General features: G+C 66.5%; 25 protein-coding genes. 1 reads left to right on the forward strand and 24 read right to left on the reverse strand.

What is annotated here, in order from left to right:
* Positions 1–17: 17 nt before the first annotated feature.
* Genes fliG through fliE form a run of 3 tightly spaced genes read right to left on the reverse strand, consistent with a single transcriptional unit; the run spans position 18 to position 3,040 of the window.
* On the reverse strand, positions 18–1,004 hold the full coding sequence (gene fliG, locus IAE56_RS06040) for a flagellar motor switch protein FliG (protein WP_108770676.1): 987 nt from the start codon (positions 1,002–1,004) through the stop codon (positions 18–20).
* A gap of 7 nt (positions 1,005–1,011) precedes the next feature.
* A complete protein-coding gene (gene fliF / locus IAE56_RS06045; protein WP_200751857.1) occupies positions 1,012–2,658 on the reverse strand; it encodes a flagellar basal-body MS-ring/collar protein FliF in 1,647 nt (548 codons plus the stop codon).
* A gap of 13 nt (positions 2,659–2,671) precedes the next feature.
* Positions 2,672–3,040: a flagellar hook-basal body complex protein FliE gene (gene fliE / locus IAE56_RS06050; protein ID WP_200751858.1), complete on the reverse strand. Its 369-nt coding sequence runs from the start codon at positions 3,038–3,040 to the stop codon at positions 2,672–2,674.
* Positions 3,041–3,331: 291 nt separating this feature from the next.
* On the opposite strand from fliE, the gene IAE56_RS06055 reads away from it, so the two are divergent.
* Positions 3,332–3,688 carry a hypothetical protein gene (locus tag IAE56_RS06055; protein WP_200751859.1) on the forward strand — a complete coding sequence of 119 codons (357 nt, stop codon included), beginning with the start codon at positions 3,332–3,334 and terminating at the stop codon, positions 3,686–3,688.
* A gap of 16 nt (positions 3,689–3,704) precedes the next feature.
* On the opposite strand, the gene IAE56_RS06060 is transcribed toward IAE56_RS06055, so the two are convergent.
* The 21 genes from IAE56_RS06060 to flgB form a co-directional block, all read right to left on the reverse strand.
* A complete protein-coding gene (locus IAE56_RS06060; protein ID WP_200751860.1) occupies positions 3,705–5,192 on the reverse strand; it encodes a sigma-54 dependent transcriptional regulator in 1,488 nt (495 codons plus the stop codon).
* Positions 5,189–5,566, reverse strand: coding sequence for a response regulator transcription factor (locus IAE56_RS06065; protein WP_049460600.1), 378 nt, complete (start codon positions 5,564–5,566; stop codon positions 5,189–5,191). The genes IAE56_RS06060 and IAE56_RS06065 overlap by 4 nt, the downstream gene beginning before the upstream one ends.
* A gap of 14 nt (positions 5,567–5,580) precedes the next feature.
* Positions 5,581–6,990 carry an RNA polymerase factor sigma-54 gene (gene rpoN / locus IAE56_RS06070; RefSeq protein WP_200751861.1) on the reverse strand — a complete coding sequence of 470 codons (1,410 nt, stop codon included), beginning with the start codon at positions 6,988–6,990 and terminating at the stop codon, positions 5,581–5,583.
* Between the two features lie 398 nt (positions 6,991–7,388).
* Positions 7,389–8,021 carry a response regulator transcription factor gene (locus tag IAE56_RS06075; RefSeq protein WP_108768806.1) on the reverse strand — a complete coding sequence of 211 codons (633 nt, stop codon included), beginning with the start codon at positions 8,019–8,021 and terminating at the stop codon, positions 7,389–7,391.
* Positions 8,022–8,112: 91 nt separating this feature from the next.
* On the reverse strand, positions 8,113–8,691 hold the full coding sequence (locus tag IAE56_RS06080; RefSeq protein ID WP_200751862.1) for a PilZ domain-containing protein: 579 nt from the start codon (positions 8,689–8,691) through the stop codon (positions 8,113–8,115).
* Entirely contained in the window at positions 8,688–8,978 is a 291-nt protein-coding gene (locus tag IAE56_RS06085) for a hypothetical protein (RefSeq protein ID WP_108768808.1), read from the reverse strand. The genes IAE56_RS06080 and IAE56_RS06085 overlap by 4 nt, the downstream gene beginning before the upstream one ends.
* Entirely contained in the window at positions 8,975–9,391 is a 417-nt protein-coding gene (gene fliS / locus IAE56_RS06090) for a flagellar export chaperone FliS (protein ID WP_200751863.1), read from the reverse strand. Before fliS ends, IAE56_RS06085 begins: the two co-directional genes overlap by 4 nt.
* 128 nt (positions 9,392–9,519) lie before the next feature.
* Positions 9,520–10,857: a flagellar filament capping protein FliD gene (gene fliD / locus IAE56_RS06095; RefSeq protein WP_200751864.1), complete on the reverse strand. Its 1,338-nt coding sequence runs from the start codon at positions 10,855–10,857 to the stop codon at positions 9,520–9,522.
* 183 nt (positions 10,858–11,040) lie between these two features.
* A complete protein-coding gene (locus IAE56_RS06100; RefSeq protein WP_200751865.1) occupies positions 11,041–12,609 on the reverse strand; it encodes a flagellin in 1,569 nt (522 codons plus the stop codon).
* Positions 12,610–12,832: 223 nt separating this feature from the next.
* Positions 12,833–14,374 carry a flagellin gene (locus IAE56_RS21280; protein WP_200751866.1) on the reverse strand — a complete coding sequence of 514 codons (1,542 nt, stop codon included), beginning with the start codon at positions 14,372–14,374 and terminating at the stop codon, positions 12,833–12,835.
* Between the two features lie 86 nt (positions 14,375–14,460).
* The gene (gene flgL, locus IAE56_RS06110) at positions 14,461–15,669 is read right to left on the reverse strand and encodes a flagellar hook-associated protein FlgL (protein ID WP_200751867.1); all 1,209 of its coding nucleotides are present in this window, start codon (positions 15,667–15,669) and stop codon (positions 14,461–14,463) included.
* Positions 15,666–17,546, reverse strand: coding sequence for a flagellar hook-associated protein FlgK (gene flgK / locus IAE56_RS06115; protein WP_200751868.1), 1,881 nt, complete (start codon positions 17,544–17,546; stop codon positions 15,666–15,668). Before flgK ends, flgL begins: the two co-directional genes overlap by 4 nt.
* An 8-nt stretch (positions 17,547–17,554) precedes the next feature.
* A complete protein-coding gene (gene flgJ / locus IAE56_RS06120) occupies positions 17,555–18,766 on the reverse strand; it encodes a flagellar assembly peptidoglycan hydrolase FlgJ (protein ID WP_108768814.1) in 1,212 nt (403 codons plus the stop codon).
* A gap of 1 nt (position 18,767) precedes the next feature.
* Entirely contained in the window at positions 18,768–19,910 is a 1,143-nt protein-coding gene (locus IAE56_RS06125) for a flagellar basal body P-ring protein FlgI (protein WP_200751869.1), read from the reverse strand.
* A gap of 2 nt (positions 19,911–19,912) precedes the next feature.
* Positions 19,913–20,605, reverse strand: coding sequence for a flagellar basal body L-ring protein FlgH (gene flgH, locus IAE56_RS06130; RefSeq protein ID WP_150453983.1), 693 nt, complete (start codon positions 20,603–20,605; stop codon positions 19,913–19,915).
* Positions 20,606–20,627: 22 nt separating this feature from the next.
* Positions 20,628–21,413 (reverse strand): flagellar basal-body rod protein FlgG, encoded by a 786-nt coding sequence (gene flgG, locus IAE56_RS06135; RefSeq protein ID WP_200751870.1) that lies wholly within the window; start codon positions 21,411–21,413, stop codon positions 20,628–20,630.
* A gap of 103 nt (positions 21,414–21,516) precedes the next feature.
* Complete coding sequence (locus IAE56_RS06140) at positions 21,517–22,266, reverse strand: flagellar basal body rod protein FlgF (protein ID WP_200751871.1); 750 nt, start codon at positions 22,264–22,266, stop codon at positions 21,517–21,519.
* A gap of 33 nt (positions 22,267–22,299) precedes the next feature.
* Entirely contained in the window at positions 22,300–23,523 is a 1,224-nt protein-coding gene (flgE, locus tag IAE56_RS06145) for a flagellar hook protein FlgE (RefSeq protein ID WP_108768818.1), read from the reverse strand.
* 32 nt (positions 23,524–23,555) lie between these two features.
* Positions 23,556–24,236, reverse strand: coding sequence for a flagellar hook capping FlgD N-terminal domain-containing protein (locus IAE56_RS06150; protein WP_116864572.1), 681 nt, complete (start codon positions 24,234–24,236; stop codon positions 23,556–23,558).
* Between the two features lie 23 nt (positions 24,237–24,259).
* Complete coding sequence (gene flgC / locus IAE56_RS06155) at positions 24,260–24,667, reverse strand: flagellar basal body rod protein FlgC (RefSeq protein ID WP_200751872.1); 408 nt, start codon at positions 24,665–24,667, stop codon at positions 24,260–24,262.
* A 3-nt stretch (positions 24,668–24,670) separates the two neighbouring features.
* Positions 24,671–25,066, reverse strand: a complete 396-nt coding sequence (flgB, locus tag IAE56_RS06160) for a flagellar basal body rod protein FlgB (RefSeq protein ID WP_108765130.1) — start codon at positions 25,064–25,066, stop codon at positions 24,671–24,673.
* Positions 25,067–25,192 lie beyond the last annotated feature (126 nt).

Raw genomic sequence — 25,192 nt, forward strand, 5'->3', positions numbered from 1 at the left:
CCAGCGCACGACGTTGCTCACAGCATGGCCTCCGCGCTGCCACCGATGGTGACGGTGCCCTCATCGGCCATGCGCTTGACGATGGCCAGGATCTCGCGCTGCGCGCCTTCCACATCGGACAGGCGCACCGGGCCACGGGCTTCCATGTCTTCCAGCAGGATCTCGGCCGCACGCTGCGACATGTTGCGGGTGATCTTGTCGCGCACCTTGATGTCGGCGCCGCGCAGGGCCAGGCCCAGGCGTTCGCCGCTGACTTCGCGCAGCACCAGCTGCATCTCGCGGTCGTCCAGGTCCACCAGGTCGTCGAACACGAACATCAGGTCCTGGATGCGGCCGCTGAGCGGCGCGTCGATGCGCGCGATCTCGCCCAGGATCGCCTGGTCCTGGCCACTTTCCATGAAGTTGAGGATGTTGGCCGCGCACTGCACGCCGCCGATGTTGGACGACTTCAGGTTCTGGTTGCCGGCGAACTGGCGCTCCATGATCTCGTTCAGTTCATTCAGCGCGTTCGGCGGAATGCCGTCCAGGGTGGCGATGCGCAGCAGCACGTCGACGCGGGTGCGGTCGGGCAGCAGCTTCAGCGCGTCGGCGGCCTGGTCGGTTTCCAGGTGGGCCATCACGATGGCGATGATCTGCGGGTGCTCGTTGCGCACCAGGTCGGCCACCGCGCGCGGGTCCATCCACTTCAGCGCGTCCAGGCCGGTGGTGTTGCGGCCCAGCAGGATGCGGTCGATCAGGCCGCTGGCCTTCTCGGTGCCCAGCGCCTGGATCAGCATGTTGCGGATGTAGTCGTCCGAGCCCACGCCCAGCGAGGTCTTCGAACCCAGTTCCTGGTTGAACTGGTCCATGACCCGGCCCACCTGCTCGCGGGTGATGTCGGTCATGGTCGCCATGGCGATGCCGATCTTCTGCACTTCCTTGGGTTCCATGTGGCGCAGCACTTCGGCCGCGTCCAGTTCACCCAGCGACAGCAGCAGCACGGCGGCGCGCTGCACGCCGGTCAGTTGCACGTCAGTCATTGGCCACCCAGCCCTTGACCACCTGGGCCACGCGCTTGGAATCGGTCTTCACGGCTTCACGGGCCATCCGCAGTCGTTCCTCATAAGAATCCACCGGCAGGGCCAGAGGGTCCGCGCCGGCCAGGCTGACGCGGTCAGCGCCCAGCGCCGGCAGCGGCGTGCCATCGTCATCCACCAGCTGTACGTCCGCGGTGTGCGGTTCCAGCTCGGTGTTCTCGTCCTTCCTGTTCTGCCCGGTGATGCCGCGCAGGGCAGGGCGCAGCACGCCGAACAGCAGCGCCAGCACCACCACCGCGCCCAGCACCATGCGGCCGGCGTCGAACACCCACGGCAGCTCCCACCAGGCCGGGCCTTCCACCGGGGTCGTGTCGCGCACGAACGGCGCGTTCATCACCGATACGGTGTCGCCACGCTCGGCATTGAAGCCCACCGCCTGCTTCACCAGCGCCTCGACGCGGGTCAGTTCAGCGGCCGCCAGCGGCTGCGGGGTGACCTTGCCGTTGGCGCCGGCGCGCGGCACGTTGTCCACCAGCACCGCCACCGAGACGCGCTTGATGCGGCCAGCCGGCTGGCGGGTGTGCTGCAGGGTGCGGTCCAGCTCGTAGTTGCGGGTCGCGTTCTTGCTGCTTTCGGTCGGGGTCTGCGCGGTCGGCGGTGCGGCCTGCTGGCCCGGCGGGCTGTTGCTGGTCGCGCCCGGCACGCCCTGCGGGCCCGGGGTGCTGCTGGTGTTCTCGCTCATCTGCTCGCTGCGCAGCTTCTGCGGTTCACCGTTGTAGAGTTCGCGGGCTTCCTCGGTCACCGAGAAGTCCATGTCCACGCTCACTTCCGGGTTGACGCGGCCGGGGCCGGTCATCGGTTCCAGCAGCTCGCGGATGCGCTGGTTGAACGAGGTTTCCTGGCGGCGCACCTGCTCGAACTGGGCGGCGTTGACCGCGGCCTCGCTGTTCGGGTCGCTGACGCTGAGCATGCGGCCGCTCTGGTCGACGATGGTCACCCGTTCCGGCGCAAGATCAGGAATGGCGGCGGCCACCATGTGCACGATGGCATCGACCTGGCTGCGTTCCAGCTGCTGGCCGCCACGCAGTTCCAGGGTGACCGAGGCGCTGGCCACGTCACGCTGGCGGGTGAAGGCGCTGGGCTTGGGAATGGCCAGGTGCACGCGCGAATCGCGCACCGGGCGCAGGGTGTTGATGGTGCGCGACAGTTCGGTTTCCAGCGCGTGCTGGTAGCGCGCGCTTTCGACGAACTGGCTGACGCCGAAGCCGGGGTCACGTTCCATCAGCTCGAAGCCGAGCTTGCCGCTGTCGGTCAGGCCGGAGCCGGCCAGCTTCAGGCGGGCATCGTGCAGGTTCTTTTCCGGCACGGTGATGCCACCGGTGGCCGGGTCCAGCTCGAACGGAATCTGTGCCGCGCGCAGCAGGTCGGTGGCTTCGGCGGTCGCCTTCTGGTCCAGGCCGGTGTACAGCGGGACCATGCCGGGCTTCTGCGACCAGAAGAACACGAACAGGCCTGCCGCCACCGCCACCGAGATCATCGCCATCAGGCCGAGGCGGCGGGTGATCTGCAGACTCTGCAGGCGGTCGAACCACTGCCCGGCCTTTTCGGCGTTCAGGGTTTCCTTGGAGAGCGTCAGTGCCATGCGTCAATGTTCCTTACAGCGGCATGTTCATCACGTCCTGGTAAGCCTGGACGAGACGGTTGCGGACTTCCACGGTGGCGCGGAAGGCGATCTGGGACTGCTGCGAGGCGACCATCACCTTGGCCAGGTCGGCGCCGGGTTCGCCCAGTTCAAAGGCCTTAGCCAGGGCGCCGGACTTCTGCTGGGCGTCGTTGACGCCGGCGATGGCGCCGCGCAGGGTCTCGGTGAAGCTGGCGGGCTGGACCTGCGATGCATCCAGGACCGCGCCGGGCAGGGCATTGCTGCGCGGCGCTTCGGCCAGCGGGTTGAGCGTCGCCGGCTGTCCCATCTGGGTCTGATAGGAGCGGATCTGGGAAAGGATCGAAGTGACGGAGTGGGACATCTGCAACGGTTCCAGAAACAGGGATGGGGGTGTTCGCGGGAACAGGTGCAAGTGGCGTGCCGAAACCGGTTTTCGATTCAGTGTCGTGAGGATTGTGGGGGTGCTGGCAGGGCTGCGCCCTGCACCTGCCGAGGCAAAGTCAACGGCAACGGCAAAAGCAAAAGCCTGCATTCCGTGGGATGGCGGGGTGGGTCCGGTTGAGGGGGACGCTGCAAGTACGTCCCTGTAAGCTCGGTCGCCGCATCCATGCGGCTCACGCCCCCTCAACCGGACCCACCCCGCCTTCGACAGTTGGCCGCGACCTGTTGGAAGCTGCTGCTGCTGCTGCTGCTGCTGCTGCTGATGGTGCTGCTGCTGATGGTGGGTGCCGACCGTTGGTCGGCACTGGCTCTGACCCCAGTGAAGGCGTCATTTAACCGGCGTCGGTTTTCCGGCCAATGGCTGCAGGGTCCAGCGGCCGGAATTCTGGCGCTGGCGCGGCAGCAGTGGGCCATCGTGCTGTGTGTAGATGAAGCGGCCCTGGTGGTCGCTGAGACAGGTCAGCAGCTACGTGCAAATGCAAAGGGGTCGGATCCCTTTCCAGCGGAAAGGGCTCCGACCCCTTTGGGATCGCGTGGGGTCAGAGCCCTCCCTGCGGGAGGGATCTGACCCCGGCGTCATCGGCTCAGCTGGCCAGTTCGGCCTGCTCGCGCTCGATGCCGTACTTGCGCAGCTTTTCCACCAGGGTGGTGCGGCGCAGGCCGAGCAGCTGGGCGGCATGGGCGACGACGCCCTGGGTGCGTTCCAGTGCTTCGTTGATCAGGCCCAGTTCGATCGTGGCCATGTGGTTGCGCAGGTCCAGGCCGTCATTGGGCAGGGCCGCCTGGGTGGCACCGTTCTCCGGTGCGGCCTGGCCGCCGCTGCCCGGGGTGTGGAAGGAAAAGCTGCGCAGGTCCAGGCGTTCCTCGCTGGCGGCCACCGGCGCCGGGGCGGGCGCTGCCACCACGGCCAGCGCGGCGTCGCCACGATAGCGGGCCGGCAGGTCCTGCACGCGCACCGAACCACCCGGGTGCAGCACGGCCAGGCGCTCGACCAGGTTGGTCAGCTCGCGCACGTTGCCGGGCCACTCGTAGCTGGCCAGGGCCTGCAGGGCTTCCGGGGTGAAGCGCACTTCGCCACGGCCGGTGCGGCCGAGCTGCATGGCGATGGTTTCGACCAGGGCGGGCAGGTCTTCGCGACGTTCGCGCAGGGCCGGCACTTCGATCGGGAAGACGTTGAGGCGGTAGAACAGATCCTCGCGGAACTTGCCTTCGGCGATGCGGGTTTCCAGATCGCGGTGGGTCGCTGCGACCACGCGCACGTTGCAGCGGATGGTCTGGTTGCCACCGACGCGTTCGAAGCTGCGCTCCTGCAGCACGCGCAGCAGCTTCACCTGCATCGGCAGGCTCATGTCGCCGATTTCGTCCAGCAGCAGGGTGCCGCCCTCGGCCATTTCGAAACGGCCCTTGCGCGCGGTCAATGCACCGGTGAAGGCGCCCTTTTCGTGCCCGAACAGCTCGCTTTCCAGCAGGTCGGCGGGGATGGCGCCGCAGTTGATCGCAACGAACGGGCCATCACGGCGCGGCGAGCGCTGGTGGATCGAACGCGAGACCACTTCCTTGCCGGTGCCCGATTCGCCCAGCACCAGCACGGTGGTGTCGAAGGCCGCCACCTGCTCGATCATCGTGCGCAGCCCGGTCACCGCCGGGCCGTTGCCGGTCGGGCCGTGGTCCTGTGCGGCGCCGGCCTGGTGCTCGGCGTCCAGGCGCTTGAGGCTGGCGCGGCGCAGCAGCGCTTCCATCTGGGTGTGGCGCAGCGGGGCTTCCAGCGGCCAGATGTTGGCCTCGTGCAGGCCGTGCTGCTGGGCAAACGCTGCAGCTTCACCGTCGGCCAGCAGCACCGGCGGCGGCAGGCTGCTGCCGCCCAGCCAGGCGTACAGCGCGGTGCTGGCGGCGCTGTCGTCCAGGCTGCCGACGATCACGGCCATCCAGTCGTTCTGGCGCTGGCGGCCCAGGTCGAAATCGGCCGCGTCGGACACCCAGCGCGGGTTGAAGTCCATGAATTCCAGCAGGGCAACGGTGCGCTCGGCACGCACGGCGTCGTTGTCCAGTACAAGGATGCGCGATTCACTCACGATCGATCCTCCCTGAGGCCTTCCAGGATCGGCATGACTTCCTGGATGTACGACAACTTGCTGACGAAATTGTCGGCGCCGGCGCGCAGCGCATGCTCGCGGTGCTCGACGTCGTCGAAGTGGCTGGCGATCACGATGTACGGGGCATCATCCTGCGACTTGATCAGGCGGGTGGCCTGCAGGCCGCCCATTTCCGGCATGGCCAGGTCCATCAGCACCACCTGCGGGCGCAGCGACTCGGAGCGCTCGATGGCTTCCAGGCCGTTGCCGGCGCTGCCGACGATCTGCAGCCAGTCGATCTTGCGGAAGTGGCGCATCGCTGCGTTGATGAAACCCTCATGGTCGTCGACCAGCAGCACTGTGAGCTTGTTCATGTGCAACATCCTTTTCAGCCCACTCGGGCCAGCTGTGGTTGCCTGGCGCTGAGCCGGCGCCGTTCACGGGCCGGGGCGATATCCAGTTGTTCGCGGTATTTTGCGACGGTTCGGCGGGCAATGTTCACCCCCTGGCGTGACAGAAGTCCCGCAATGGCCTCGTCGGCCAGCGGGCGACCGGCCGGTTCGGCGTCGATCAGGCGGCGGACCATGGCCTTCACGGCCTGGCCGGACACGCTGGCACCTTCCAGGCGCACCGCGAAGAAATGCTTCAGTTCGAAGGTGCCGCGCGGGGTCTGCAGGAACTTGCCGGTGGTGATGCGCGACACCGTGGATTCGTGCATGCCGATCTCTTCGGCCACTTCCTTCAGGGTCAGCGGCGCCATGGCTTCCTCGCCACGCACCAGGAACGCGGCCTGGCGCTCGACGATCACCCGCGCGGTGCGCAGCAGGGTGTCGTAGCGCATGGACAGGCCGCGGCTGAACCAGCGCGCTTCCTGCAGCATCTCGCGCAGTGCCGGGGCGGCGTCGCTGGTTTCGGCCAGGGCCTGCTCGTACTGGCTGTTGATCGAGACGCGGCGGCTGGTGGCCGGATTCAGCGCCACCTTCCACTGCTCGTCGGCGTGCCAGGCGACCACGTCCGGCACCACGACGGCATTGCGCTCGGGCAGCAGGCTGTCGCCCGGGCGCGGCTGCAGCGACAGGATCAGGCGCACGGCCTCGCGCACGTCATCCACTTCGGCATCGTGCTGGCGGGCCAGCGCGGGGTAGTCATGTGCGGCCAGGGCGTCCAGCGCGCCTTCCAGGATGCGCGCGGCCAGGTGCCGGGCCGGCACCACGCCGTGCAGGCTGTAGAGCTGGGCCAGCAGGCCTTCGCGCAGGTCCTGTGCGGCCATGCCGGCCGGTTCACCGTGCAGCAGCTGCTGGCGGATGGCTTCCACGCCGGCGCCGTCGATGTCGAACTGGGCGCTGGCCAGCAGCTGCAGCTGGTCCAGCGGGGCCTGCAGGTAGCCGGCTTCGTCGCAGTGTTCCAGCCAGAAGGCGGCCACGGCCAGCTCGCGCTCGTCCAGATCCAGCGCCAGGCGCTGCAGCACGCGCAGCTGCGGGTCGGTGGATTCGCCGGCGGCGATGCATGCCATGCGGTCGTCGTCGCCGTCCTGCCAGCTGCTGCCGGCCACGTCCCACATCGAGGACTCGGGCAGCTCATCGAAGGCGGCCGTTTCCAGGGTGGTGGCGCTGGCGTCGGTGGCGTCGGCCGCCGGTGCTTCGGCGTCCTCGATTTCCAGCAGCGGGTTGGAGTCCAGCAGGCGCTGGATTTCCTGTTCCAGGTGCAGCCCATCCAGCTGCAGCAGTCGGATGGACTGCAGCAACTGCGGCGTGAGGTGAAGCGTCTGGCCCAGCTGGGTCGAAAGTGCAGCCTTCATTTCAGTTCCCCGGCGCCGCTCCCCGACGCCTTGTGGAACACATCTTGCTTTTGATCCCGGGCAGGCGGAATCGGGGGGTTCCTGAATGCACTGGTGATGTTCCCGACAGGATGTAGGGGTATTCCCTACAGCGGCGCGGGAAGTTGACGATGCCCCGTGGCAAGTTGTTGATTTTCCGTGGGCGCCGGGCAGTCGTTCGGGGTGCTGGTGTACGGAAACCCGACAGTTCGTGTCAGGGTGACGGCATTCCGTCGCCTGTGGCGGGGGGGGTAGAGTCGACTGTCAGTCGACTATCGCGCGAAGCGCGGGATCCAACGCAACAGCAGTCGACCAACGGTCGACGCTACCGGCGCGAAGCGCGCCGATGCAACGCAACAGCAGTCGACCAACGGTCGACGCTATTCCAGCTCGTGCTGGTGGCGGGCCGCCAGCAGCAGCAGATCATTGGCGCGGCGGCAGCCCAGCGATTCCATCATGCGGGCGCGGTGGGTCTCCACCGTCTTCACGCTGATGCCGAGATCGGCGGCGATTTCCTTGTTGCTCTCGCCCTTGCCGATGCGCCGCAGGATCTCGCGCTGGCGCGGCGACAGGGCCGCGATGCCGGTGGGCTTCTCGCGGCCCAGCATCGGCGCCAGCATCTTGGCCGAGATCTGCGGGCTGAGGAACACCTGGCCGGCGTGCGCGGCGCGCAGTGCCAGTTCCAGCTCCTGCGGGGCGGCATCCTTCACCACGAAACCCACGGCGCCACGGTCCAGTGCATCACGCACATGGGCGGCGTCGTCGTGCATGGTCATCATCACGATGCGGGTGCCCGGCGAGCGCAGGCGGATGTCGCTGAGGGCTTCCAGGCCGGTCCGGCCGGGCAGGGACAGGTCCATCAGGACCACGTCGGGGGCATGCAGCAGCGCCATCTGCAGCGCCTGCTCGGCGTTGCTCGCCTCGGCGACCAGTTGCACGTCGGCAAACCCCTGCAGCAGTCGCGCCAGGCCGGCGCGAACCAGGGTGTGATCGTCGACGATGAGAACTCGCACAGGCACGTTGCAGGTCCGTGAGGGGAGACCACCTTAACTTAGCTGAACGGGCGCGCCAAGAGCACTCCGTCCCGCTTCCGGGTGGCAGGTTTCAGCGCGCTCGCCGCGCTTCGGCAACCTGACGCCGATGCAAACGGAACAAGTGCCGTTCCATGGCCATCTCCAGGCCATCGCCGAGGCGATTGAAGCGCAGCCACAGGAAGTGGCCGCCGCTGCCATCGGCCGCTTCGGCGATGACGTCGACCGGCAGGTCGATGTTGTCGGGCAGCCAGTCGCTGGGCTGCAGGCGTACCACGCCGGACTGGCCGGGCAGGGCGCCACTGCGCGGACCCAGCTGCAGGCGGATGCCGCGGCGCGACCAACGCACCGGGCGCAGCGGCAGGTCCTGGCCCTGCTGGCGCACCAGGCGGCCCAGCAGCACCATGGTCAGGTCCAGCTTGGCTTCCAGGCGCTGGATCTGCAGGCTGGTTTCGCTGCGTTCGTCGTGCTCGTCCACGCGGCTGTCTTCGACCAGCGCCAGGCTGCGCAGCAGGCCTTCAGCACTGCTGGTGCGGCCGGCCGCGCTGCCCGCCTGGAACTCGGCCGGCAGGGCCAGCTCGCAGCTGAGCGTTTCATCGAACAGCTCGCTCTCGGCAGGGTGGTGCAGCGACGTGGTCGGCAGCAGGGTCATGCCAGCGATTCTGCCTTCAGGTACGCATGGGCGGCGCGAAGGGACCGGCCCGTGTGCTTGAGGTGTGCGGCGGCTTCGTCGCGCAGGCCGATCATGCGGGCCAGCACGCGCTGCTGGTGGTCGCGCAGGGCAAGGATCGCCTCGTTGCTGGGGCGCTCGACAACCATCGACAGCGCAGCCACGGCCTGCAGGTGCTCGGCCATCAGACGTTCGCTGGTGTCGTAGTCGTCGTTCGGCAGGCTGGCGTCGAGCGTGTCCAGCGAATCGTGCAGCGACTGCAGGTTCACGGTGCCACCGCCTTGATGTGGCGCTGGTCGCCCGGAATGGCGTTCCAGGCCGAATCGATTTCCACCATCAGGCCGAGCGCTTCCTGCAGCGCGGTGGAATCGTTGTGCAGGTTGCCTTCGGTCAGGCGCATGATGACGAAGTCATACAGTGCCGACAGGTTGCCGGCGATCTCGCCGCCGGCTTCATGGTCAAGCGAGCCATGCAGGTGGCCAACGATCGCACAGGCTTCGCCGATGGCCTTGCCCTTGCGCGCCTGGTCATTCTGCTGCAGCGAGGCTTCAGCGGTGCGGATGCGCTCGCATGCACCGGCCAGCAGCAGGGCCACCAGCTTGTGCGGATCTGCGTCCACGACCGAGGTGGTCACACCGACCTTGCGGTACTGCTCGGCGAACTGCCGATTGGAACCGTACATATATGGAATCTCCTGGAATGCCTGCCCATCCGCGCGGGTAGGGGCATGGGTTCGGCACGGGGTCTAACGTGTTATCGGCGCAGGTGGCGTGCTACTTGAGTGCCACCTGCACCGGAAAAGTGCGTGGATCAGCCGAGCTGGTCGATCAGCGAGCCGCTGGCGGACTGCATCTGCGAGACCATCTTTTCCATCGCGGTGAACTGCTTGGTGTAGCGGTCGGACACCTTTTCCATGCTCTTGTCGAGGTCGTCCAGCTGCTTTTCCAGCGCCTTGATCTGCTTGTTCAAGGTCGCCTGGCGCTGGGTGATGGTGCCGCTGGTGGTATCCAGGCTGCTCTTCATCAGTTCGGTCATCGGCTTGGCCAGCGAGCCTTCGGCACCAAACAGCTTGTTGGCGGCTTCCGGGTTCTTCGACAGCGCGGTGTCCAGCTTGGCTGCATCCAGGCTCAGGGTGCCATCGGCGGCGATGGTCAGGCCCAGGTCCTTCAGATCGTTGACGTTGCTGCTCAGCTGAGTGCGCAGCTGCTGCTGCAGGCCGCGCACCATGGCATCGCCGGTCATCGTCGAGGCGGTGTTGGTTTCAGCGTTGTAGGCGCTGGAACTCTTCAGCGTTGACTGGATCGAGTTGTAGGCGGTGATGAACGCGTTGAGGTTGGTCTTCAGCGTGCTGTTGTCGGGGGCGATGGTCAGCGTCTGCGGCTCGCCTTCCTTGGCCTTGGTCAAGGTCAGGCTGACACCGGGCACCAGGTCGGTGATGGTGTTGGAGCTGCTGGTACGGGTGAAGCCATCGACCACGACCACGGCATCCTTGGCGGGCACCATCTCGCTCATCTTCGAGGCATCGGTGCCGTCGTAGACCAGGCTGGACAGCCCGCCATTGCCGCCGCTGGCACTGACCTTCAGCGCGCCCTTGGTGCCGGAATCGACGGCGGTGAGCACCAGGTGCATGCCATCGTCGGCGGTGACCACGGCAGCAGTGACGCCCTTGCTCTGCGCGGCCGAGTTGATTTCCGCGGCGATCTTCTCCAGCGTCGCGCCGGCCTCGATCTCCACGTTGATGGTCTTGTCGCCGTAAGCGATCGACAACGTACCGTCGCCCACGACGGCATCCTTGGTGTAGGCCTGCGAGCTCAGCTTCTGGTTCTGCGCCAGCGATTTGACTTCCACCTGGTGGGTACCCGCCGCCGCCTTGCCGGCCGTGCTGCTGGTATCCAGCGCGGCGGTGAAGTTCGACTCGGTGGGCGTGGTCAGCTTCACACCGGGCTTGGCCATGCCTGTCACCAGCGTCTTCAGCGCCGTCTGCAGGGTGGTCATGCCGCTCTTGATGGTGCCCAGCGCCGACAGTTTGGCGCTGGCCGCAACACCGGCCGTGTTGATCTGGTTTTCGCGGGGCTCGCGTTCCTTGGCGGTCAGCTGGGCAACCAGCGAGGGAATGTCGAGACCTGTACCAATCGTGCCGATGGCCATGCGGGGAATCCTTGTTCTTGGACGGGCCGTTCAGGTGTCCTGCACCTGCTATCGGCCGGGGATGGGCGAGCTTGAGCGTTGAAACGCTTCCCCACCCGGTGCAAGCCGCGTGCCAACCGGCCGCCGGGCACGAAGAAGGGGGCTTTCGCCCCCTTCCTGTTACTGCAAGGTACTACCGCTGGATCAGCGCAGCAGGCTCAGCACGTTCTGGCTGGACTGGTTGGCCTGGGCCAGCATGGCGGTACCGGCCTGCTGCAGGATCTGGTTGCGGGTCAGCTCGGCGGTTTCCGAAGCGTAGTCCACGTCGCGGATGCGGCTGCGGGCTGCGGACATGTTCTCCGACGAGGTGTTCAGGTTGGCAACCACCGAGGTGAAGCGGTTCTGGATGGCGCCCAGGTCGGCACGGGCCGAGTTGATCGAGTTCAGGGCTGCGTCCATCGCCAGGATGGCGTTGTCTGCACCGCCGACCGAGGAGATGTCCAGATCGGCGAAGCCATCCTTCGCGCCGCCTGCGGAGTAGTTGTTGGTCTCGCCAGTGGCGAGGCCAGTCTGCTGCAGCAGAGCGGTGTTGCCAGCAGCATCGTTCGTGCTGGAGGCGACGGTGAAGTTGCCCTCCTTGCCGGTCAGCTGGACCTTGCCTTCGACCAGTGCGGCGGTGACACCCGTCTCATGGGTCTTTGCATTGACAGCGTTGACCAGCTGAGTTGCGCGGTCACCAGCAGTCTTCGCGCTGTCCAGGTCGATGGTCACAGCCGAGCCCACCTTGCCGTCAACCGTGCCCGTAATGGTGAAGCTGGTCTTGCTGTAGGTAGCAGCGACAGCTGCAGCGCCGTTGTCCTGTTCACCCACAAATCCAGTTCCAGCAAATGAACCGGCGGTATTGAAGTCGCTGGTCAGCTTGATTTCGAAAGCGGTGCCATCAGCCTTGGTGAACGTCAGGTCATCGTCTGCGGCCTTGCCACTGACGGTGATGCCAGCCGCCTTCAGCTCGGCAACCTTGTCAGCCGTCAGCGCCGCATCGATCGCTGCGGCGTTGACGGTCTCCGCCGTGGTGCCGACCTGCGTGCGCGAGAGGATCTCGACCGAGCCGACCGAGAGGCTGAAGCTCTGGCCAGCTGCGTTGGACACTGCGCTGGTGAAGACACCACTTTCAGCCGAAACGTTCGGATCAGCAGCCTTTGCGCCGCCATCAGGCAGTGCACCGGCAGACGACGCCGACGTCGTTGCACTGGTCCAGCTGCCCAGCTTGCTGATGTTGGCGTTCGCAATCTGCGAGATGTTGATCGTTTCGCCCTGGTTGGCGCCGATCTGGAAGGCCTGGTTGGTGAACTTGCCGTTCAGCAGGCTGGTGCCGTTGAAGTTGGTCTGCTCGGCGACGCGCTGGATTTCCTGCTTCAGCAGCTGGACTTCGGCGTTCAGTGCCTGGCGGTCCGAATCCGAGTTGGTGGCGCTGCGCGACTGCACGGCCAGTTCACGGACGCGCTGCAGGTTGTTGCCGATTTCACCCAGGGCGCCTTCAGCGGTCTGGGCCAGCGAGATACCGTCGTTGGCGTTGCGGGCAGCCTGGTTGGCGCCGCGGATCTGGGTGCTGAAACGCTCGGAGATGGCCAGGCCGGCGGCATCGTCCTTGGCGCTGTTGATGCGCAGGCCCGAGGACAGGCGCTGAATGGTGGTGGCCAGGTTGGTGCCGCTGGTGCTCAGGTTGCGCTGGGCGTTCAGCGACATGGTGTTGGTGTTGATGACTTGTGCCATGGTGCGGTTTCCTTGTTGGCAGTGTGTCCGGCAGAGCAGCCTGACCGGTTTCGGGGGGCAGTGGCTGGCTTCCCCCCAAGGGGTGTGCTACCGCTGCTGAAATCAATAACGGCACTACCCCTCCGGCCTTTAGGAAAGTTTCGGTGCTTTTTTCCCGGGGCAAATGAAAAGGCCCCGCCATCTGCATGGCGGGGCCCTCCTGAAGCTCAGGTTGCGGCGGCTGTTACGACTGCAGCAGGCGCAGCACGTTCTGCGGCACTTGGTTGGCCTGGGCCAGCATGGCCGTGCCGGCCTGCTGCAGGATCTGGCCACGGGTCAGCTCGGCGGTTTCCTGTGCGTAATCCACGTCGCGGATGCGGCTGCGGGCGGCGGACAGGTTTTCCGAGTTGGTGTTCAGGTTGGCGATGGTCGAGGTGAAGCGGTTCTGGATCGCACCCAGGTCGGCACGTGCCGAGTTGATCGACTGCAGCGCGGCATCCATGGCCAGGATGGCGTTGTCCGCGTTGGCCTGGTTGGAGATGTCCAGCTCGGCGAAGCCGGTCTGAGCGACGCCGGCGGCGTAGTTGGTGGTGGCGCCGGCGGTCAGGCCGGTCTGCTGTGCCAGTGCAGCCTCAGCAGCGGTCTGGTCAGTGCCGATCGCGCCGACGGTGAAGTTCGCATCCTTCGACGTCAGCTGCAGTGCTCCATCCACCAGCGACGCGGTGACGCCGGTTTCGTGGGTCTTGGAATTGATGGCGTTGACCATCTGGGTGGCTCGTTCGGCAGCGCTCTTGGCGCTGTCCACATCAATCGTCACTGCCTGGCCCGGGGCGCCGTCCACGGTACCGGTGATGGTGAAGCTGGTCTTGCCGAAGACTGCCGGCTCGGATTCGATACCATTGGTGACGGCGGCTGCAAACGTGCCGTTGTCAAAGCCGCCGCCCGTCTGGGTGATGGTGAAGTTGCTGCCGTCCGCACGGGTGAACTGGATGTTGCTGTCTGCGACGGTACCGGTGACGGTGATACCAGCGGCCTTCAGCTCTGCCGTCTTGCCATCGATTGCTGTCTGCATCTCCGCAGCGCTCACGGCGACGCCTGCGGCACGATCGAGAATCTCAACTGTACCAACGGTGAGGTTGTATGCAGTGCCGCCACCAGCAGCAACCGGCTGGAACGTGCCAGAAATTGCGGAAGTGGAGGGCTGGCCCTTGACGGCACCACCATCTGGCGTCACACCCAGTGCCGTTGCGTTCGTCGAAGCACTCGTCCAGCTGCCCAGCTTGTGCACATTCGCATTGGCGATCTGCGAAATGTTGATGGTCTGGCCCTGGTCGGCGCCGATCTGGAAGGCCTGGTTGGTGAAGCTGCCATCCAGCAGGCTGGTGCCGTTGAAGTTGGTCTGTTCGGCGACGCGCTGGATTTCCTGCTTCAGCAGCTGCACTTCGGCGTTCAGCGCCTGGCGGTCGGACGCGGAGTTGGTGGCGCTGCGGGCCTGCACGGCCAGTTCGCGGATGCGCTGCAGATTGTTGCCCACTTCACCCAGTGCGCCTTCGGCGGTCTGGGCCAGCGAGATGCCGTCGTTGGCGTTGCGCGCGGCCTGGTTGATGCCACGGATCTGCGTGGTGAAACGCTCGGAAATGGCCAGGCCGGCGGCGTCGTCCTTGGCGCTGTTGATGCGCAGGCCCGAGGACAGGCGCTGGATCGAGGTGGCCAGCGAGCTGCTGCTGGTGGTCAGGTTGCGCTGAGCGTTCAGCGACATGGTGTTGGTGTTGATGATCTGTGCCATGGTGCTTCTCCGTGGTTGCTCGGTTCGTTTCGGTGAGGAAGGGCGCGGGACGCGCCGTGCTGGAAGTCAGGTGGAACGGGAAGGGGTCAGCCGATCCTGTTGAACAGGGACATCGCCTGCATCTGGCTGAAGATGGTCTGGGCGGCTTGAAGGGCAGCGTTCTCCAGCTTGTATTGGCCGATCGCATCGGCGTAGTCGAGATCGCGCATCGTCGAGAGCGTGCTCTTGACGGTGACGGCAGTGGCTTCGCGGGCGCTGGCCGCGGTATCGATGGCGGCCAGCTGCGCACCGCCCTTGGCACGGGCGTCGATCATCGTTTCCGAGGCCCGGTTGAGGTCGCGGATGCTCGACTGCAGGGTGTTCTGCAGTGCCGTGCGCTGGCTTTCTGTGGACGGGTCGGTTTCCAATGCCGCGACCAGGCTGTCCAGGGTGGAGAAGATGTCGCGGGTACCCGCGTCGCTGATGTTGAATTCGTCCCCGGCCGCCGGCGCACCCTCGATGCGCATGCTGACGCCGGCCACGACGATGTCTTCGCCGGGCTTGTGCGTGCCGCTGCCGACGATCGCACCGCTGCCGTCCACGACCTCGTAGGCGCCCTCGGCAGTGCCGGTGAAGCGCACGTTGAGCGTTCCGCCGGCCCAGCTACCGCTGCCATCGCGGCTGATGGAGGTAAGCAGGCCGCTGCCACTGTTGCCGGCGGCGGCACTGGCATCCACGCGGCCATCACCGGTGGGGATGCGCATGAAGATCTCGCTGCCGGGCAGGGCGTCGGACACCAGCTGGCCGGGGGCAACCTCGACCTGGCGCTGGTTCTGGTCGCCGTTGTAGGTGACCGTGCCGCCGGACAGCTTGAACGGCGCATCGGCGTCGTTGCTGCCACCAAACAGGTACCGGCCGCTGCCATCGCGGGAATTGGCCAGCGAAAGCAGGCTGTCCTGGATGGTCTTCAGTTCGCTGACGATGGCCTTGAGGTCACTGGACTTGGGCACCGGGCTGTTGGCCTGGATGCTCAGTTCAACGGCGCGCGACATCAGCTCATTGACCTGGGCCAGCGCGTTTTCCTGCAGGCCAAGACGGTTCTGCACGCTGTTGGCGTTCTTGCCCAGCTGTTCGAGACCGGCCACAACGCGGTCCAGTCCGACGGCGGTGCCGGCACCGACCGGATCGTCCTTGGCCGAGCTGATCTTGCTGCCCGTGGCGATCTGCTGCTCCAGATGGCTGATCTTGGACTGCTTGGCCAGCATCAGCGATACCGACTGGTTGAACATCATCCCGGTGGAAATGCGGCTGCTCATCGGCGGATTGCTCCCAGGATGGTCTGGAACATGTTGTCGGCGGTGGAGATGAGCTGCGAGGCGGCCTGGTAGGCCTGTTGCAGCCGAAGCATGTCGGCGGCTTCTTCGTCCAGGTTCACGCCGGAAATCTCGTCGCGGGCGGACTGCGCCTTGTCCGAGATGACCTGCTGCGCATCGAGCGAGTACTCAGCCGAGCGTGCGGCGGCGCCGACCTGGGTGGTCAGGCCACCAAGCGCGCCGTTGAGGGTGACCGTGCCGGCGTTGAATGCCTTGGCATCCTCGACCTTGGCCAGCAGCGCGGCGTTGCTGTTGTCGGACGACCCTGCCGGGGTGGGGGTGATGTTGAAGGTGTCGCCGGTCTTGGGCGCGCCATCCAGCACGAAGCTCCAGCCGTTGGCGCTGATGGTCTGGCCGGCGGTATAGGTCTGCGGCGCCCCGCCGTTGATGGTGTAGGTCGTGGCCGAGGTGAACACGATCGCGGCGGGGTCGCGCAGGTTGGCGTTGCCGACGTCGGTCACCGCAACGCCGGTCAGCTTGCCGGTACCGGTGTTGGCCAGTGCTGCCGTGCCCTTCACGGCGGCGGCGGCCGCGATGCGCGAGGGATCGGTGATGGCCGTTTCCAGGCTGCCGGCCACGCCGGCGGTCGGCTGCAGCAGGAACCGGTCGTTGGTGGCCGGCGTGCCGCTCACCACCAGCTCGACGCCGTTGATCACCAGCGGATCGGTGGCGCTGCCGGTGCCGGTCAGCGCAACGCTTGCGCCGGTGTCGGCGCGGCTGGCCTGCCACTGCGTGCCGTCGAACTTGAGCACGATGTTCTGTGCATCCAGCTTGGACAGGTCGCCATAGGTCGCCGTGATGCTGCCGGTGCCGGCATTGCTGGTATTGGGGGTGACGCGCGGGTTGCCGATGTTGAAGAAGTCACCGCCCATCTGGCCGTACAGGTCCACGCCCTGGCGGTGGGCCTGGTTGAAGCTCTCGGCCAGGCCGACCGCGAGCTTGCCCAGTTCGGCCTGGGCCGGGGTCAGCACGGTGTCGCGGAACTCGAGCATGCCGCCGATCTTCCCGCCCACAGCCTTCGGGTCCAGGGTGATCGTGCCGCCCTGGGTCTGCAGGGCGAGCTGCAGGCGCTCGGGCTGGTAGGGGTCGGTCACCGTGGTGACCTTGGAGGCCGTCGTGCCCACCACCAGCGCATTGCCGCCGGCGGTATAGACGTTCATCACGCCGCCATCCTGCACGACCGCGGTGCCGCCGGTGTAGCCGACCAGCTGCGAAATCAGCTGGTCGCGGCGGTCCAGCAGGTCAGGCGCGGCGTCGGTCACGTTGCTGCCGATGGCACCGTTGATCTGGGCGATTTCCTGGGCCAGCCGGTTGATCTCGGTGGCACCGGCGATGAGCCCGTTGTTGACCTCGCTGCTGAGGTTGTTCATCTGCGTGTTGAGCTGGCCGAAGCGGCTGGCCAGGGCCTTGCCGCCATCGAGCAGGCTCTGCCGGTCGGCCGTGCCTGCGGCATTGGACGACAGGCCGCTGACGGCATCGAAGAAGTTGGACCAGGAGCCGGCGACGTTCGTGGCCGAATCGGAGAACAGGGCGTTGACCCGGTCGGCCATGGTCGACAGCTGCTTCAGGCGCGCCAGTTCGCCGCTGCTGTCGAGCAGCCGCGAGATCGCCAGCTGGTCTGCGGCGCGGCGGATGTCGGTGATCCGGGTGCCGCTGCCCACCTCGCCAAACCCGTAGTTCTGCGGATCGGCGGTGGCGAAGTCGACCTTCTGCCGGCTGTAGCCGGGCGTGTTGATGTTGGCGACGTTATGGCTGGTGGTCGCCAACGCACGCTGGAAGGCGAGCAGGGCACTGGTACCGGTGGAAAGGACGCTGGACATGGGGTTCCTCAACGACGGGTGATACCCAGCGCCGCTGTCGCGGTGCTGGCGAAGGTCTGGCCAAGGCGCGTGCCGGCGTCTGCCACGGCGGCTACGGCGCGCTCGATGGTCGGGCCGCCGGCGATCGCGGCGATCTTGGCCGCGTAGCGCGGATCGGTGGCGTAGCCGGCGCGCTGCAGGCCGCGGGCGAAGCCCTGCACGTCGGTGCCCGCCTGCAGGGCCTGCTGGTAGCGCGGGCTGCTCTTCAGCAGGCGCACGTAGTCGGCAAAGCTCTCGGCCGGGGTGCTGTAGGCGCGGAAGCTGGCGGTTTCGTTACGGCGCACGCCATCGACATACTCGTGGGTACCGGCAACGGCGCTCTGGCCCTTCCAGCCGGTGGCCTTGATGCCGAACAGGTTGTGCGAGGTGCTGCCGTCGGCGTGCTTGATCTGCCGCTTGCCCCAGCCGGTTTCCAGCGCGGCCTGGGCGACCAGGGCGCGGGCGTCCACGCCCAGTTCCTTGGCCGCGCTCTGCGCGTGTTCCCAGATACTGGCCACGAAGCCCTCGGGGGTGTTCGCGCCCAGCTGGGCCACGGCGGTGCGCGTTGCCAGCGCATCGGCCTGGGTGCCGACGCTGCCGCGGTTGCTGGCGGTGGCCGCCCACTGGTCGTTGCTGGCGGCCCAGTCGTCGCCGTCGATGCTGCTGGCGTACGGGTCGTGGGTTCCCAGCGAACGGTGCATGCTGCTGCTGTCGCGGCCGGCGATCAGGTCCAGCGCCTGTTCCATCGGGGCCAGTGCCGGGTTGACCGCAGCCTGTGCGCCGTCCTGGGTGCCGGCGGCCATCTGCTGCAGCATGCGCACGGCCTGGCTGGCATCGTCCAGCGACATCGACGGGGCTGTCGTGGCCGGTGCATTCAACTGGTACGCGCGGCTGGCCTTGGCCGGGTCCACGCGGGTGTCCAGCGCCGGGCCATCGGCCTGCTGGCCGGACAGCTGGCGGCTGATCATCGACGACAGGCCCAGGCCCTTGCCGCGGGTCATTGCCTCGGCGATCTTCTGGTCGTACATCTCCCGGAACATCTTGTTTTCACCGGGGAACAGCGAATCACCAAAGCTGGCATCACGCATGCTCTTGACCAGCATCTGTGCGAACTGGCCTTCCAGCTGGCGAGCGACCTTGTCGATCTTGGCCGGGTCGTTCTGCTGTACAGGATTGAGGTCAAAGGCGGGATTGATGCGCATGTCAGATCACCTCGAGCTCGGCACTCAGGGCGCCGGCCTGCTTCAGTGCTTCCAGGATCGCGATCAGGTCGCCCGGGGCAGCGCCCACGGCGTTCACGGCATGCACGATTTCATCCAGCGTGGTGCCGCCGTTGAACTTGAACATGCGGCTGCCATCGTTGGTGGCGGTGACGGTCGACTGCGGGGTGACCACGGTCTGCCCGCCGCCGAAGGCGTTGGGCTGGCTGACGTTGGCGTTCTCCTGGATGGTGACCGTCAGCGAGCCGTGCGAGATGGCGGCCGGGCCGACACGCACCTGCTGGCCGATGACCACGGTGCCGGTACGCGAGTTCACCACCACCTTGGCCGGTGCGCTGCCGGGGGTCAGTTCCAGGTTCTCGATGCGGGCCAGCAGGCCGATGCGCGCGCCTGGATCGGTCGGTGCGGCCACGGCCACGGTCACGCCATCGACGGCACGTGCAGCGCCTTCGCCGAACGCATTGTTGAGTGCGGCCACCATGCGCGAGACGGTGGTGAAGTCGCCGTTGTGCAGATTCAGGGTAATGTCGCCGCCGTTGGCCAGCGGATCGGGCAGGGCACGTTCAACGGTCGCGCCGTTGGGAATGCGGCCGACGCTGGGCACGTTCACCGAGACGCGCGAACCATCCTTGCCCTGTGCGCCGAAGCCACCGACGATCAGGTTGCCCTGGGCGATCGCGTAGATCTGCCCGTCGGCGCCGCGCAGCGGGGCCATCAGCAGCGAGCCGCCGCGCAGCGACACCGCATTGCCGATGGAGGACACGGTGATGTCGATCGGCTGGCCCGGCTTGGCGAACGCCGGCAGCTCGGCGTGGATCGCCACGGCGGCCACGTTCTTCAGCTGCGGATTGACGTTGGCCGGCACGTTCACGCCCAGCTCGCCCAGCAGGTTCTTCAGGCTCTGCACGGTGAAGGGCGCCTGGCTGGTGCGGTCACCGCTGCCATCCAGGCCGACCACCAGGCCGTAGCCCACCAGGGCATTGCCACGCACGCCGCCGACCTGGGCCAGATCCTTGATGCGCTCGGCGCTGGCCGGGGCCGCCACGGCCACTGCCAGAACAAGCACGCCGACGCATGCGGCGATGCGACGCTGCCAGGCGGAAGAGAAGAGAGAGTTCATGGCCATGCTCAGAACGGCGCCAGCGCGGAGTTGAAGAAGCGGCTCAGCCAGCCCATCGCGTTGGACTGCGCGACCGGGCCGCGGCCGCCGTAGACGATGCGGGCTTCGGCCACGCGGCTGGAGGGAATGCTGTTGTCCTGCGCGATGTCGGCCGGGCGCACGATGCCCTGCACCTGCACCAGCTCATCGCCCTGGTTCAGACGCAGGTTCTTCTGCCCCTGCACCACCAGGTTGCCGTTGGGCAGGCGCTGCACCACGGTCACCGTCACGCTGCCCTGCAGGCGGTTGCTCTGCGCGCTGTTGCCCTTGCCGGTGAAGTCACGCTTGCCATTGGCGGTCGCGCTGAGGATGTCCTTGCCGCCCAGGGTGACCGGTGCGCCGAAGATCGACGGCGTGCCGATGCTCAGGTCCGATTCCTTGGCGGTGGCGGTGTTCGCGCTGGTCGTGGCGGTGGTGTTTTCCAGCAGGGTGATGGTCAGCAGGTCGCCGACATCGCGGGCGCGACGGTCCGAGTACAGCTGCAGCGTCGGGCCGGCGGCGTAGATCGCACCAGCAGTCGGTGCGGCCTGCGGCGGCATGATCGGCTGGATCGGCGCCATCGCCGGATACGGGCGCACGTCGCCGGCGATCACGCAGCCGCCAAGCAGGGCGGCCACGGCGCAGGGCAGGGCGATGCGGGCAAGTTTGGAAAGGGGCGACATGGCGATCATCCGTTGGCGACGGTCAGACGTTCTGGTTCAGGTAACCGAGCATTGCGTCGGTCGTCGAAATGGCCTTGGCGTTCATTTCGTAGGCGCGCTGGGTTTCGATCATCGAGACCAGCTCTTCCACCACGTTGACGTTGCTGCCTTCCAGCGCACCCTGGACCACCGAGCCCAGACCGTTCAGGCCGGGGTTGCCGTTCTGGGCCGGGCCCGATGCGGTGGTTTCGAGGAACAGGTTTTCGCCGCGTGCCTGCAGGCCCGCCGGGTTGACGAAGTCGGTCAGCGTCAACGCACCGACTTCGACAGAGGCAGCGTTGTCAGCCATCTTCACGCTGATGGTGCCGTCGCTGCCGATGGTCAGCGACTGCGCGCCTTCCGGAATCTGGATGCCCGGCTGCACCGGGTAGCCGCTGTTGGTGACCAGCTCGCCGTCCTGGTTGATCTTGAACGAGCCGTCACGGGTGTAGGCGGAGCTGCCATCGGCCATCTGCACTTCGAAGAAGCCGCGGCCGTTGACCATCACGTCCAGTGCGCGGCCGGTCTGCTGCTGGCTGCCCTGTTCGAAGTTCTTGGCGGTGGCCACCACGCGCACGCCGGTACCGATCTGCAGGCCGGTCGGCAGCTGGGTCTGCGCCGAGGACGAACCGCCGGGCTGGCGCACCTGCTGGTACAACAGGTCCTCGAAACTGGCGCGGTCCTGCTTGAAGCCGGTGGTGTTGGTGTTGGCGAGGTTGTTGGAAACCACCGACATGCGCATCTGCTGCGCATCCAGTCCGGTTTTCGCGATCCACAGTGCCTGGTTCATCTTCGAAGTCCTGTCTGGGTGAAGCCGGCCGCGCGGTGCGGCCCTTGTGTAAAGCAGTGCAAGCGGTGTGCCAGCAATGGCGCGTGCCGGTGCCGGAATTCCGTCAGCCGCCCAGTCGCAGCAGACTGTTGGCGCTGCGCGCGTTCTCGTCGCCGTGCTTGATCACCTGCACCTGCATTTCGTACTGGCGCTGCAGCTGGATCATCTGCACCAGCGCACCGGCGGCATCGACGTTGCTGCCTTCCAGCTGGCCGCTGTGCACCGTCGGGCCCTGTGCCTGGGCGAACGGCTGCTGCGGATCGGTGTTGGCGAACAGGCCATCGAGACGACGCTCAAGGCGATCGTCGGCGGCCTGCACGATCTTGATGCGGCCGATCATCGCCATCGTCTGTGGGCCTTCGCCCTGCGGGATGATCGAGATCGTGCCGTCGTTGCCCACTTCCATTGCCTGGTACGGCGGGATGGCGATCGGGTTGTTGTTGTCGTCCAGCACCGGACGGCCGCTGGAGGTCACCAGCTGGCCGTTCGGCGTGACCGACAGCGCGGCGCCACGGGTGTACGCCTCGCTGCCGTCGGTAGCCTGCACGGCCAGCCAGGTACCGGTCTGCAGCGACAGGTCCAGCGGCTTGCCGGTGATGTGCTGCGCGCCGGCGGTGCGGTTGAAGCCAGCGTCGACGTGCAGCGCATCCACCCGCGAGGCAAAGCCCTGGCCACGGATCGGGAAGGCTTCGGTGTTGGCCAGCGCTTCCTTGAAGCCGGGGGTGTCCGAGTTGGCGAGGTTGTGGCTCAGCGTTCCCTGCCCCTGCAGGGAAGCGCGGGCGCCGGTCATCGCAACGTAAAGGGCTTTATCCATGGGGGGGCGTTCCGTGACAGGGTCAGCAGGTCATCAACGGATGTTGATGACGGTCTGGGTGATCTGGTCCTGCGTGGTGATCATCTGCGCGTTGGCCTGGAAGTTGCGCTGCGCGGTGATCATGTTCACCAGCTGCTCGGTCAGGTCCACGGTCGATGCTTCCAGCGCGCCAGCCTGGATCTTGCCGAGGTTGGAGCTGTCCGGCGCCGCGGTGCGCGGGGTGCCCGATTCGAAGGTCTCCACCCACAGGTTGTTGCCCTTCTGTGCCAGGCCCTGGGTGTTGTTGAAGCTGGTCAGGGCGACCTGGCCCAGCGGCTTGTCATCACCGTTGGAATAGCGTGCATACACCACGCCGCTGTCGGAGACGGTGATCTCGTTGAGCTTGCCGGCCGCATAGCCGTCCTGCTGCGTGTTGCGCAGGGCGAACTTCTCGCCGTACTGGGTCGAACCGCTGATGTCCAGGGTCATGTTCAGTTCGCCCGCGCCCGTGGTCGGCGTGAACGTTCCAAGGCTGACCTTGCCATTGGTCGGGTTGGTGAGCTTGCCGCTGTTGTCGAACGTGATCGCGGTCGGCGTGCCGGCCGGCTCGCCATCGACGTAGTTGTGCACGGTCCAGGCGTTGGTCGCGGCTTCCTTGACGAAGTACGACACCTGGATGTGGCTGACGCCCAGCGAGTCATAGACGGTGATGCCGCCGCTGGACTGGTTGTAGCTGTTGGAATCGGTCGGGTCGAAATCGGCGACCGTCGGCTCCTTGGCGTTGGCGGGCAGGGTGAAGCCCACCTTTACTTCGCTGGTCTGCTTCGGCGGGCTGTCGGTGGTCAGCAGCTGCAGGTCGACCAGGCGGCCTGCGTCGAAGCTGGTGCCATCGGCGTTGGGCGCGAACACCTGCAGGCGTGCACCCTGCGGGTTGACCACGTAGCCGGCGGAGTCGGTCTGGAAGTTGCCGGCGCGCGAATAGACGCGTGCGCCGTTCATGTTCATGGTGAAGAAGCCCTCACCGGAAATGGCCATATCCAGGCTGCGGCCCGTCTGGTCGTTGTTGCCCTGGATGAACTGCTGGGCCACGTTGGTGACCCGCGCGCCGGAGCCGGTCTGGTTGTTGGACAGGCCGTAGCTGGTGGCGGCAAACAGATCGGCGAACTCGGCACGCGACTGCTTGAAGCCGACCGTGTTGACGTTGGCGACGTTGTTGGCAGTGACGCTCAGGTCGGTATTGGCGGCGTTGATGCCGGACAGCGAGACATTGAAGCCCATGGGATTGCTCCTGGTAGATTCGGGGGTGCGGCTCAGCTGACGCGGAGCACGTAATCGATCGGGGCCGTGCCCAGGCCCTTGAGGTTCAGGTACAGGCCATCGGAACCAACGGTCACGCTTTCCACCGGTGCCTGCACGTACGTGGAGAGCTTGGTGCTGGTGCCCGCGGTGTCGACGTGGTTGGCGACGATGGAGTACTTGCCCGGTTCCATGCGCTTGCCATTGGCGTCCTTGCCGTCCCACTTGAATGCGACCTCGCCGGCGGCGCTGGCCTCGACGCTGATCGAGGTGACCTTGCTGCCGTTGGCATCGGTGACATCGACGGTGACGATGCCGGCGGCCGGTGCAGCGACGGTGCCACTGACATCGCCTTCGGCTTCGAGTACCAGCTTCTCGGACGGCACCAGCACTTCATGGCCGACCAGCGCCGCGCCACGCAGCACCTGGTCGCTGGCCATCGATTCCTGGAAGCCCTTCACCGAGGTATTGAGGTCGGTGATGCCCTGCACGGTGGACATCTGCGCCATCTGCGCGACCATCTGCGTGTTGTCCATCGGCTTCAGCGGATCCTGGTGCTGCAGCTGCTCGGTCATCAGGCGCAGGAAGTCGGCCTGATCGAGCGTGTTCTTCTTCTTGGTGCTGTTGCTGTTGGGGGCGTTCAGGCCGAGTGCGGCGTAGACGTCCTGGTTGGTCTGGGTGGTGACGGTGGTCATGCGGTGGTCCTCGCGGGCGCGCCTCAGCGGCCCATGGTCAGGGTGGCCAGGGCCAGTTCCTTGGCGGTGGTCAACATCTCCACGCCCGCCTGGTAATTGCGCGAGGTCGAGATCAGGTTGACCATCTGCGCCACCGGATCGACGTCGGGCTGGTAGATGTAGCCATCGGCATCGGCCAGCGGATGGCCGGGCTCGTAGCGCTTGATCGGCGCCGCATCGCTCTGGGTGATTTCCTTGACCTGCACCGAGGTGACGTTCGGATCGGTCTTGCTGGTCACGGCCTGGAAGATCGGCTCCAGCGGCTTGTAGACCGCGTCGGCCGAGCCGGCGATGCTGTCGGCGTTGGAAAGGTTGGAGGCGATGGTGCTCATGCGCACCGACTGCGCCTGCAGTGCGGAGCCGGCGATATCGAAGATCGGCAGGTTGCTCATGGCTTACTGCCCCGTGATCGCGGTGAGCATGGAACGGACCTTGCTCTCGACGAAGCTGAGCGAGGCACGGTATTCCAGCGCGGCGCGGCCATAGGCGGCACGCTCGGCATCGGGGTCGACGGTGTTGCCGTCCAGGCTGGGCTGCACGCCCTCGCGGGCCACCTGGAACGGGTTCAGGCCACTACTGATCTCGTAGTGCTGCTCGTTCGTGGTGGTCATCAGGCCGTTGGCGTCCAGCCCCTGGGCATTGCGCAGGGCGGCGTCGAAGTCCAGGTCCTGGGCCTTGTAGCCGGGAGTGTCGGCATTGCCGAGGTTGCTGGCGATCAGCTTCATACGCTGTTCGCGCAACGGCATGGCCTGGGCATGCACGCCCAGGTAATCGGTAATCAGGTTGCGCACGGTGCACTCCCACGGGAACGATGCCCGGGAAGCTGCAAGGGGTGTGCCAAAGGCGTGGGGGCCGCCGGGCATGGCCCGGCGCTACCCCTGGGGTGCGGGATGTTGCGGTAGCGCCGGGCCATGCCC

The organism is Stenotrophomonas sp. S41 (genome assembly GCF_016624625.1).
Classification (GTDB): Bacteria; Pseudomonadota; Gammaproteobacteria; order Xanthomonadales; family Xanthomonadaceae; genus Stenotrophomonas.